Source organism: Halalkalibaculum sp. DA384 (assembly GCF_043951955.1).
GTDB lineage: Bacteria > Bacteroidota > Rhodothermia > Balneolales > Balneolaceae > JAMQKA01.
Genome location: NZ_JBINJE010000033.1, coordinates 32,115 through 43,716 on the forward strand (window position 1 = coordinate 32,115; position 11,602 = coordinate 43,716).

Genomic DNA, 11,602 nt, shown 5'->3' on the forward strand with positions numbered 1-11,602 from the left:
GTTAAAATCGGGAATTTTGTTCGGAACCTGTTCCCAGGCGTTGTGGAATCCGAAATGCCTGGTTGGAAAAGGTTATACCTGCACGAACATATTGAAATTGAACAAAATGTCGATTTGACATTCTCAACCAACCGGTAACCCTGTTTAAAATTTTTGCTAAATACGGAAGTGATGATGGAGCGCTCATATTTTGGCACATCTCGTAATCTTTTTTTCATATTCCCATGCTTTCTGGTACTCTCACTGCTGATGCTTACCAGTACACCGGTGGAGGCTCAGCAGCCGCAGTGGCCGGAAATTGAGTCTGAACACAAACCGTGGACCCGCTGGTGGTGGCAGGGTAGTGCGGTTGACAAACAGAACCTTACCCGCGAACTGGAAAAACTGAAGGAAGCCAATATCGGAGGGGTTGAGATTACGCCGATATACGGGGTCGCAGGATATGAAGATCGATTCATTGACTACTTGTCGCCCCGCTGGATTGACATGCTGAAGCATACGCTTAAAGAAGGCGAACGGCTTAATCTGGGTATCGATATGGCTACGGGTACAGGCTGGCCGTTTGGCGGTCCCTGGGTAGATGAGGATCACACCTCCAAAAGGTTGTATTTCAAGCGTTTTCCACTCAAGGGGGGAGAGCAGCTGTCGAAATCGATTCAGCATACGCAGCAGCCGTACCTGCGCGCAATCGGCAACAGCGTGCAGAACCTGGATCAGCTCAACACCGGCTCAGCTCTGCCGGCCGGCAATGATCGCTTGACAATCGATGAGCTCAAGCAGCCGATAGGCCAAAATGAGCACCTGCAGTACTGGGCTCTCGAACAGGTCCGGTTTGAAAAAGAGCTGCCGCTGCTGGCCGTAGTTGGCTACTCGGCTGACGGTCGTTCGATCGATTTGACCGACCGGGTTGATCAGAATGGCGAGCTCCATTGGACCGCCCCCAACGGATACTGGATGGTTTATGCCGTATTCCGGGGATGGCACGGCAAGATGGTGGAACGGGCCGCGCCCGGGGGAGAAGGCTTCGCGATTGATCATTTTTCTAATGAGGCACTCAATCATTACCTGGCAACATTCGATTCCGCTTTTGCGGGAGAAGATATCAGCTCACTCCGCTCGTTTTTTAACGATTCCTACGAGGTGGATGATGCGGAAGGGGAAGCCAACTGGACGCCCGGGTTTTTCGACAAATTTGAACAGCAGCAGGGATATGATCTCCGTAAACATCTCCCGGCGCTGCTGGGCGGGGTTGTTACCGAGCAAAAAAGGCGCGTGTTAACCGATTACCGTGAAACGATTTCAACGTTGTTGCTGGAGGAGTTTACCCGGCGATGGGATGCGTGGGCTGACAAGCATGATGCACTCATCCGCAACCAGGCTCACGGCTCACCCGGCAACCTCCTGGACCTGTATGGCGCCAGCGATATCCCGGAGACGGAGGGGACCGATATATTACGGGCTAAAATGGCATCGTCCGCCGCAAATGTAACGGGCAAAAAACGCTCCTCTGCTGAAGCGGCAACCTGGCTGAACGAGCACTTTACCTCCTCACTGTCCGATCTCAAAAAGGCGATCGATCGATATTTTATCAGTGGTATTAACCACGTTTTTTATCACGGAACGGCCTATTCCCCCAGCGAAGAGCGATGGCCGGGATGGCTGTTTTATGCCGCGGTGCATTTCAATGACCGCAATCCTTTTTGGGATCATTTTGGAGCCTTCAACCACTACGTAGCCCGGGTGCAGTCGTTTATGCAGTCTGGCGAGCCCGATAACGATATTCTGCTCTATTTCCCCATCCAAGACCAGTGGGCCACACCCGGGTACGGCTTGCTGCGCCATTTTGAAGGAGGACTCGGAGCCCCGTTTGACGGCACCCCGTTCAAACAGGCGGCCGAGCAGATGGTGGAGCAGGGCTACGGGTTTGATTTTATTTCGGACAGCCAGCTGGCCAGGACCGGGAACGACGGACGGGACCTTCGAACAGAGGGAGCAGCTACCTACCGCACGATCGTAGTTCCGAAGAGCGAGTATATCCCCCTGTCCACCATGCGTCATTTGCAGGCGCTGGCAGAATCGGGGGCCACGCTCATCGCCTACGGGGGACTCCCGGGAAAAGTTCCGGGGCTCGGGGATCTGCAATCGCGCCAGCAGCAGCTTGAACAACTGAATCAGCAGCTTGAATTTAATGCAACAGATACGGGCGGGGTGGAAGAGGCCCGGGTAGGGAACGGCCGTATCCTGCGTGGTGAAAACCTGGATGCGCTGCTGGCACATGCCGGTATTCAGCGTGAAAAGATGGCCGACCATGAATTGATGTTTAACCGCCGAAGCCACTCCTCAGGTCACCACTATTTTATTACAAACTGGGGTGAGGAGACCGTGGACGGGTGGATCGCTCTGTCCCGCGAGGCGGAATCGGCCGCGATTTTTGATCCGGCCCGGGATGCTGCGGGATATGCCCGGGTACGGCAGGGAAGTGGAGGTGCAACGGAGCTGTATCTCCAGCTTGACCCCGGGGAGTCCATTATTGTTAAAACGTATGATGGCGGGGTCGGGGGACCGAAGTACCGCTATACGGAGGCAGCGGGCGACCCCCTGCCTCTGCAGGGACAATGGACGTTGTCGTTCCGGGACGGCGGTCCTGTTTTGCCGGATACGGTGCACTTGGATCATCTTAAGTCGTGGACCGACACCGGTACCGGCCCAGTCGATCACTTTTCGGGTACTGGCGTCTATGAACTCGCATTTGCCGCTCCCGGGAACTCCGCGGACGGGTGGATCCTGGACCTGGGAACAGTAAAACACAGTGCACGCGTATATTTAAATGGAGAGGATTTGGGGATCTTGAATGGTCCCGGCTCTTCCCTTTTTATCGAAGGGGAACAGTTACAGGAGCAGAACACGCTGAAGGTGGAGGTCTCCAACCTGATGGCGAACCGTATTGCCCGGCTGGACCAGCAGGAGGTGAACTGGAAAAAGTTCTACAATATCAATTTCCCGGCACGCCTTGGGGAGAACCGGAACCGGAGGGGGCTGTTTGACGCTTCTTCCTGGAGTCCCCGCGCATCAGGACTTTTGGGCCCGGTCATTTTACAGCCGGTACAGGTCGTGGAATAGGTCGCCTGGTGGAAGTCCGAAAAAAAACCTGCTGGATTTCGGGTTCCATGTCGCGGTAAAGCAAAATTTGAAAAAAAATGAAAAAGAGTTGAAGGCGTTGAATAAAAATTGAATATTGGGAACGTTTAAAAACAGTGATTGCCTGAAAACAGGGAAGATATTGATAAAGGGAATGCAACGGAATATAATTTAAGGGCCGAAACATACGTTTCGGTAACTGTAAATTATATGGTGGTTTCGGGGATCTCGTCCGGTAAAAGTCAGATCGTAGGGTTTCTGGAACCCGTCCGCGCAGGCACGATTTATCTGGGATATCACTACATAAGTTTTCAGGAACACCGTATTTGCATGAACAACAGTTGTATCAGAGGAAGGGTAAGAAGTGCCTCTCGGAACTTCTTACCCCTCTTTTGGTGATGGAAGGTAATATTGTCAGCTATTTTGCAAAGCAATTCAATTCCAGGAATCATCCTGAAACTTAAAATCGAATATTCATGACACGTTACGCACATTTATTGAAATACCTTTGTGTATTAGTTCCCGCCTTGTTGTTTATATCATCCTGTTCAGATAAACGATCCGGTCCGCCAAAAGTGCTGGTCTTCAGCAAAACAGCGGGCTATCACCACGCATCAATACCGGATGGCATTGCAGCTATTCAGAAATTGGGGGCGGAAAACGGCTTTGAAGTTGATACCACTACCCGCTCCGCAACATTCACCGAGGAAAACCTGAAGCAGTATTCCGCCGTTATTTTTCTGAGCACGACCGGAGATGTGCTGAATAAATACCAGGAGGCTGACTTTGAACGGTATATCCAGGCCGGGGGCGGCTATGTGGGAATTCACGCCGCAGCGGATACGGAATACCACTGGGGATGGTACGGCGATATGGTGGGCGGTTATTTTCTTGATCACCCCGGTATCAATGACCCGCATCCCAATGTGCAGGAGGGAACCTTGACGGTAGAGGATGCGACTCATCCCTCGACCGAATTTTTGCCGGATCCGTGGACGCGGACCGACGAGTGGTACAGCTACAAGGAGTTCAATGACGAGGTCAATGTTTTGTTGACGCTTGATGAGGAGAGCTACCAGGGTGGAGCCGACATGGGGTACCACCCGATTGCGTGGTACCATGACTACGACGGCGGGCGGGCCTACTATACCGGGCTGGGACATACCAGTGAGTCTTTTACCGAAGACCTGTACCTGCGGCACATATTGGCGGGCATTCAGTACGCCATCGGGGAAAATCGTGTGCTCGACTACTCCCGGGCCACAACCGAACGCGTGCCCGCAGCCAACCGTTTTTCAAAGGAGGAGCTGGTCAGGGGAGCGTTTTTTGAACCCACGGAAATGACGATTCTCCCGAACCGGGATGTGCTGATCGCCCAGCGGCGCGGCCATATATCGCTCTATAAAAACAGTGATTCTACCCTCACAGACGCCGGGTTCCTGGATGTATATCATGAGACCGATGTGGAGGGAGTAAATGCCGAGGAGGGACTGATGGGGATCAAGGCGGATCCCAATTTCGAGGAAAACAATCACGTCTTCATCTTTTATAGTCCTGTTGATACCTCCGTCAACCGGTTATCGAGATTTACATTTCAGGACGATAAGATCGTAATGGACTCGGAAGAAATTATCCTTCAATTTTATTCGCAGCGCGATATCTGCTGCCATACCGGGGGATCAATCGCTTTCGACAGTGAAGGCCTGCTGTACCTGTCCACCGGCGACAATTCAACACCGTTTAATCAGCCTGACCAAAAATATACGCTTGATGGGTACGCTCCCCTTGATGAACGCGAGGGATTTCGACAGTATAACGCGATGCGTTCTTCCGGAAATGCCAATGATCTGCGGGGTAAAATCCTGCGGATCCGGGTCAATGAAGATGGCAGTTACGACATCCCGGAGGGCAACTTGTATGAACCCGGCCGGGAAGGGACCCGTCCCGAAATATATGTGCAGGGCAACCGCAACCCCTACCGCATTTCTGTAGATCAAAAGACGGGATACCTCTATTGGGGGGAGGTCGGCCCCGATGCCAACAACGACAGCCTGGAAACAAGAGGCCCGCGCGGGTACGATGAAATCAATCAGGCGCGTGAAGCCGGCTTCTTCGGGTGGCCGATGTTTATCGGGAATAACTACGCGTATCACCGGTACGATTATGGCACGGGCGAGCCGGGTGAAGCATTTGATCCAGAAAACCCGGTGAACGATTCAAGGCTGAATGGCGGCATCAGGGAGCTTCCCAGGCCAAAGCCCGCTTTTATTTGGTATCCATATGCCGCCTCCGAAGAGTTCCCGGAAGTGGGTACCGGCGGACGAAATGCGATGGCCGGCCCGGTGTATTATACCGATATGTATCCCGAAAATACGAGGTTGCCCGACTATTTTGACGGAAAACTGTTTATATATGACTGGATTCGCGGCTGGATAAAACTGGTAACAATGGATCCTGACGGGGACTTCTCCAAAATGGAACCGTTCATGGCAGATACCGACTTCAACGCCCTGATCGATATGGAAGTGGGGCCCGAAGGCCGTGTGTATCTGTTGGAGTACGGCAGCGGATGGTTCTCTAGAAATGATGATTCCGGGTTGTCAATTATCGACTTTAATCCCGGGAACCGAAAACCGGTCGTGGAGGATATTGCGGTCAACAAGACATCAGGTACACTGCCGCTTACGCTGGAGGCCACCGTGGAAGCCAGCGATCCCGAAGAGGATGCATTAACCTATATTTGGCATCTCGGGGATGAAACGACGAAAGAAACAACAGAACCGCGCATTGAACACACCTTTAACGAGATAGGAGAATATGCGATCTCGGTGGAGGTGCGTGATGAAGGCGGGCTCACGCGCTCCAGCAATCCGGTGTCGGTGTACGCAGGCAATGCGGCCCCGGAGGTCAGCATCAATATCAAAGGCAACAGCACGTTCTACTTCCCCGGTGTCCCGGTTGAGTACGAAGTGGAGGTAGTAGACAAGGATGACCCGGAGGCTGCAGATGATCTTTCCTCGCTGGTCGTTTCGGCCGATTACATTGAAGGAAGCGATCTGGCGGAGGCCTCCCGCGGGCACCAGGTGATGACCGAAGCGATGAGAGGCCAGAGCATGATTGAGTCGCTTGATTGCCAGGCATGCCACACCCTGAACTCTTCGTCGATCGGTCCCTCCTACATGGCGATCGCCGAACGATACCAGGATTCTTCTGATGTGGTTCCCCACCTGGTGAATAAAATTATCCAGGGTGGAGGTGGAGTATGGGGCGAAACTGTAATGCCGGCCCACCTCGATATTACGGAGGCCGACGCGCGGAATATCGTCACATGGATACAGTCGCTGGCCGGAGAGGGTGAGGTGGAAGAGTCGCTGCCCCGGTCCGGAACGGTTGATCCCACACTGGGTGAAAAGCCCACGCAGAGCGGGGTACTCGTGTTGTCGGCAAGTTTCACCGACCGCGGCGGGGAAAATATTAAGCCTCTTACCGGTAACGCGAGCAAGTATCTGCGCAACAGTACCATGAATTTTGCGGAGGCCGACAACCTGGAGGGCTACTCAACAATGACCTATGACGGGAATCTGCTTATGATGGTTCCTCAGGAGGCCGGTTCATTCAGCCTGGACGAAATTGACCTGACGGGGATCAACTCCGCACGGTTGACGACCGTTACCCAGGAACCCTTGGCTTCAAATTATATATTTGAGTTTCGGCTGGGGGCGTCAGATGGAGAAAAGATCGGCGAGGCAACCTTTGAATCGAATCCTGATCCCTCGGGAGAAGGTCCCTATTTCCAGCCGCTAACGGTAACGCTCGACCCGGTTACGGATGGAGCTATGCATGATCTGTATATCGTCAGCCGTCCTGAAAATCCCAGGGATGCCGGTACCCTGATCTTGTCGATGATTGAGTTCATGGCTGATTAGCTCATATTTTATAATTGCATGATGCACGGGCAGGCGCTCGTTTTACAGGTATGACAAAAATCATACTGGTACCAGGAGGTAGTATTTATTAGGTAGGGGGGCTTTGCAAAACCCGTGGTTTTGCAAAGCCCTCTTTTAATAGATACTGCCTCTTTTTTATATTGGGGGCTTAAAATCAGTTTTGCATGGAGATTTCCCGAGGCCATGCTATCCCGGAATTTGTGATTGTGCCTTGCAAATATTCTATCCTGAAACGCTCGGTGTCTGCGTGTGAAGAAGGTGGTCTGGCTTAACCGGTTTAGTCGTTTTCAAAAATCAACTTGCACGCAGGTAAGCCGTCCGAATGGACGGTGGACAAAAAAGAAATCAACAGGTGCCTTCTGGACGTAAAGGAAATGAGTTTCGCGAAGCTCTTTTCCTGTTGAATATTAAGTTTAGAAAAACGATACTTTTATCGCCGATGCGCGGGTGCTGTAATTCCTTGGATCTAGTAGCCACATTTTTTTGACCAGGACCGATTATCCATGCTAGCAGTCCCTGATAAATCATCGCTTTTTTTCAGTAGATTGCAGGCATGACAGTCTCTTAGAACGTGAAGCTTTTACTGTAAAGCCCGAGATATTTAACCTTGTAAAAACAGGGCCGGGGCAACAGTACTCAGGTATCGGCAAATTCTTAATGTAAACCTAATTATTAAAACTAGTCCAACAAGCATGGGACAAAGTTTTTTGGAAAGACTGGATACACGGTTAGACTCAATAGACGAGTTTGAACGTGAACCGGTACCTGAAAATAAGCGCAAAGGATGGAAAGGCTTTCTCGGAATGTACGCCGGGGAACATACAGCCGGCACGGAATTCGTTATTGGACCGTTGTTTGTAGCCCACGGGGTTGCCGCCTACGATCTTATTTGGGGCCTGATTGTTGGAAACATACTTGCGGTGCTGAGCTGGGCGTTTCTTTGTGCACCGGTAGCCGTAAAAACCAAGCTTACGCTCTACTGGCAATTGAGAAAAATTTGCGGGCCAAAGCTCGCCTCCATTTACAATGTGGTGAATGCGCTGATGTTCTGTTTCCTGGCTGGCTCCATGATTGCGGTGTCAGCCACTGCGGTGGGGCTGCCGTTCGGTATTCCCATGCCGGGACTGGGAGATTGGCTGCCTACCAGCATTGGATGGGTTGTAACTGTTTTTATCGTGGGACTGATAATCACGTTGGTAGCCATTTTGGGTTATGATTATGTGGCTCGGTTTGCGAATATTGCGTTTCCCTGGATGATCCTGGTTTTTGTCGCGGCTGCGTTGGCGGTTTTGCCACAGTTGGGGGTTCATTCGGTATCTGAGTTTTGGACGGTTGCCCAGGAGAAAATATGGACCGGGACGCCCGCGGAGGGGCAGAGCAAATTTACCTTTTGGCACGTGATGTTTTTTGCCTGGTTTGCCAATATGGCCATGCATATCGGAATGTCGGATATGTCGATTCTGCGGTTTGCAAAAAAATGGCAGCATGGATTTTCGTCGGCAACAGGCATGTTTTTTGGACATTTTATCGCCTGGATGGCATCCGGTATACTTACGGCCGCGGCCGCGGGAGCTATAGCGCCGGGAATCATCGCTTATAACAGTGCCGGTGTGGCCGGCGCCATTTGCGTGGTCATTGCAGGATGGACCACCGCCAATCCAACGATTTACCGAGCGGGACTGGCTTTTCAATCGGTTACTCCCAACTGGAAGCGGTGGAAGGTGACCCTGTTTACCGGGCTGGTGACTTCAATTGCCGCATGCTTCCCGGCGCTTGTTATGCTGCTGCTCGACTTTGTAGCCCTCTATGGCCTGGTTTTGATGCCGATGGGAGCCGTAATATTCATGGATGTGATGGTGTTCCCGAAAATCGGGATGAAGAGCAATTTCGCAGAATTGGTGCAAATGGATTTTAACTGGTCGGCAGGCCTTACGTGGTTCGTCACACTGTTGCTGTGCCTGTTTATTTACCTGTATATGGGAGTGGAAATATTCTTTCTCGGTCTGCCGGGTTGGTTTATTGCGATACTGCTGTATGTGGGATTAAGCAAACTGCAGCAAGACAGGTTTCAAAAGGCAGCCAATGTAGAAATGGCCAAAACATAATCTGCATGCCGTCCGAGCCGGTTGAAGACGATTTGACTGAATTTTTAATTTTAACAAAAAGTGTAAGACTTGAATACAGGAACAGTTATGACTTCAGATAAAAAGAACAAAAGTACCGTCAAAAATTACTTCAGACAAGTTGAAAGCAAGTGGGATGATGCGGAGGTTAAAGGCAAAGATGCCCTCGACCGCCTGGTCTACCGTTCAAATTTGCTGGGAAGTGATGCCTACATCAACAATACCGGTGGAGGGAATACATCCAGTAAAGTGATGGAAGAGGATCCCATTACCGGAGAAGAAGTTGAGGTGCTGTGGGTCAAAGGTTCAGGGGGAGATCTCAGGACGGCTACACGTCCCAATTTCGCCTCCCTCTACCAGCAGAAATTACTGGATCTCCAGGAGGTCTACGCCGGTTTTGAAAATACCGGTTTGAAAACTCCTGCCGAGGATAAAATGACTGAGTATTATGCCCACTGTACCTATAATTTGAATCCGCGGGCACCATCTATCGATACCCCGCTGCACAGTTTTATTCCATACAAATTTGTTGATCATACCCACCCGGTACCTATTATTGCCATCGCCACGGCTGATAACGGGGAGGAGCTGATGAAGGAGATCTATGGTGATCGCATGGCATGGGTTGACTGGATGCGACCCGGTTTTGAACTTGGACTTAAACTGCAGGAAACCATCGAAGAAAATCCGGGTATCGACGGTATCATTCTTGGAGGTCATGGGCTGATAAATTGGTCCAATGACGACAAAGAATGCTACGAGCTTAGCCTTGAACTGATTAACCAAGCGGCAGATTACCTGTCTGAACATGAGTTGGGAGAAGAATCTTACGGTGGACAACAATATGAATCGTTGCCAAAAGAGGAGCGGCGTGAGGCGCTTTCTGAAGTTTTACCTTATATCCGGGGTCAGGTAAGCAGGGAAAATAAATTTATCGGGACGATTCAGGATGATGAGCTTACACTGCAGTTTATCAACTCAAAGGATGCACCTGAACTTGCAGAATTGGGAACCTCCTGTCCGGATCACTTCATTCGGACCAAAATAAAGCCCTTGTACGTTGAGTGGGATCCGCAGGATGAAGATATCGATCAACTGAAGGATAAGATCAGCAACGGACTGAATCAATACCGAGAGGATTATATTGAATACTACGAAAGTTGCAGTCCGGAAGATCCATTTGATATGAGGGATCCGAATCCCACTGTAATTCTTATTCCGGGTCTTGGAATGATTACCTGGGGGAAAAACAAGAGTGAATCACGGGTCACCGCCGAATTTTATACGGCTGCCATCGGGGTCATGCGAGGAGCTGAATCGGTGGGCAATTATACTGCAATTTCCAAGCAGGAAGCCTATGATATAGAGTACTGGGCTCTTGAAATTGCCAAACTGAAACGCATGCCACCGGAAGATGAGCTCTCCCGGCAGGTTATTGCGGTTGTCGGAGCCGGAAGCGGCATCGGCAAGGCACTGGTTTCGCGACTGATTGAAGAGGGAGCCACCGTAGCCGCCCTCGACCTCGATGAAAAAGCGGCCACCGGAACCGCGGATGAAGTTCTCGACCAGATCGGAATGGGAATTGGCGTTGCGGGGTCCGATATCAGCGGATCGGGCGATGTGATCGGAGTGGGCTGCGACATTACGGACCGAAGCTCTGTTCAGGACGCACTGAAAAAGCTGACCATCGCCTATGGCGGGTTAGACAATGTGGTGGTAACCGCGGGACTCTATCCCACACCAGACGATGACGGAAACCTGAGTGACAGCGCCTGGGACAAGAGCTTTGCTGTCAACGTCAAGGGAAGTTTTATCGTGGCAGATGAGGCTTCCAGGATCTGGGACAAGCAGGGGCTGCAGGGCAGCATGGTGATAACAACCAGTGCCAACGCCGTGGTAGCGAAAGCCGGAAGCTTCGCCTATGATACCAGCAAGGCGGCGGCCAACCACCTGATTCGCGAGCTTGCGATCGACCTTGCTCCCAATGTTCGTGTTAACGGCGTGGCTCCCGCCACAGTGGTGGAAGGCAGCAGCATGTTTCCCCGCAACCGTGTCAAGGCGTCACTTACGAAGTACGGCATCGACTTTAGCGATGACGAGGATACCGAAACTCTGCGGGAACGACTGGCTGAGTTTTATGCCAGCCGCACCCTTACAAAGCGACCGATCTCGCTTGAACAGCAGACCGAAGCGATCTACCAGTTACTAAGCTCAAACATGGAGAACACAACCGGTCACATCGTTCCGGTTGATGGCGGCCTGACGGAAGCTTTCCTGCGCTAATGCTCAAAGTTCTCTTTTAACGCGTTTAGGGGTTAGGATTTTAACAATTTTAAACTAAGAAAGGCCATGCAAACGCTTGATATTCAATATCTTAGGGATGTTAATTCTCAC

At 51.3% G+C, this 11,602-nt stretch carries 4 protein-coding genes; all 4 read left to right on the top strand.

All coding sequences use genetic code 11. The features are described 5' to 3' along the window. Positions 1 to 249: 249 nt before the first annotated feature. The 4 genes from ACG2E4_RS15295 to ACG2E4_RS15310 all read left to right on the top strand — a co-directional run bounded on the left by ACG2E4_RS15295 (position 250) and on the right by ACG2E4_RS15310 (position 11,491). Positions 250 to 3,120, top strand: coding sequence for a glycosyl hydrolase (locus ACG2E4_RS15295; RefSeq protein ID WP_395277110.1), 2,871 nt, complete (start codon positions 250 to 252; stop codon positions 3,118 to 3,120). A gap of 494 nt (positions 3,121 to 3,614) precedes the next feature. Continuing rightward, positions 3,615 to 7,064, top strand: a complete 3,450-nt coding sequence (locus ACG2E4_RS15300) for a ThuA domain-containing protein (protein WP_395277111.1) — start codon at positions 3,615 to 3,617, stop codon at positions 7,062 to 7,064. Positions 7,065 to 7,777: 713 nt separating this feature from the next. Next, positions 7,778 to 9,190, top strand: a complete 1,413-nt coding sequence (locus tag ACG2E4_RS15305) for a purine-cytosine permease family protein (protein WP_395277112.1) — start codon at positions 7,778 to 7,780, stop codon at positions 9,188 to 9,190. Positions 9,191 to 9,277: 87 nt separating this feature from the next. Next, complete coding sequence (locus tag ACG2E4_RS15310) at positions 9,278 to 11,491, top strand: bifunctional rhamnulose-1-phosphate aldolase/short-chain dehydrogenase (RefSeq protein WP_395277113.1); 2,214 nt, start codon at positions 9,278 to 9,280, stop codon at positions 11,489 to 11,491. Positions 11,492 to 11,602 lie beyond the last annotated feature (111 nt).

What these genes read in the sequence shown, in the direction of transcription:
- ACG2E4_RS15305 (WP_395277112.1), top strand. Translation starts at nt 7,778, where the DNA reads ATGGGACAAAGTTTTTTGGAAAGACTGGATACACGGTTAGACTCAATA.
- ACG2E4_RS15310 (WP_395277113.1), top strand. Translation starts at nt 9,278, where the DNA reads ATGACTTCAGATAAAAAGAACAAAAGTACCGTCAAAAATTACTTCAGA.
- ACG2E4_RS15300 (WP_395277111.1), top strand. Translation starts at nt 3,615, where the DNA reads ATGACACGTTACGCACATTTATTGAAATACCTTTGTGTATTAGTTCCC.
- ACG2E4_RS15295 (WP_395277110.1), top strand. Translation starts at nt 250, where the DNA reads ATGCTTACCAGTACACCGGTGGAGGCTCAGCAGCCGCAGTGGCCGGAA.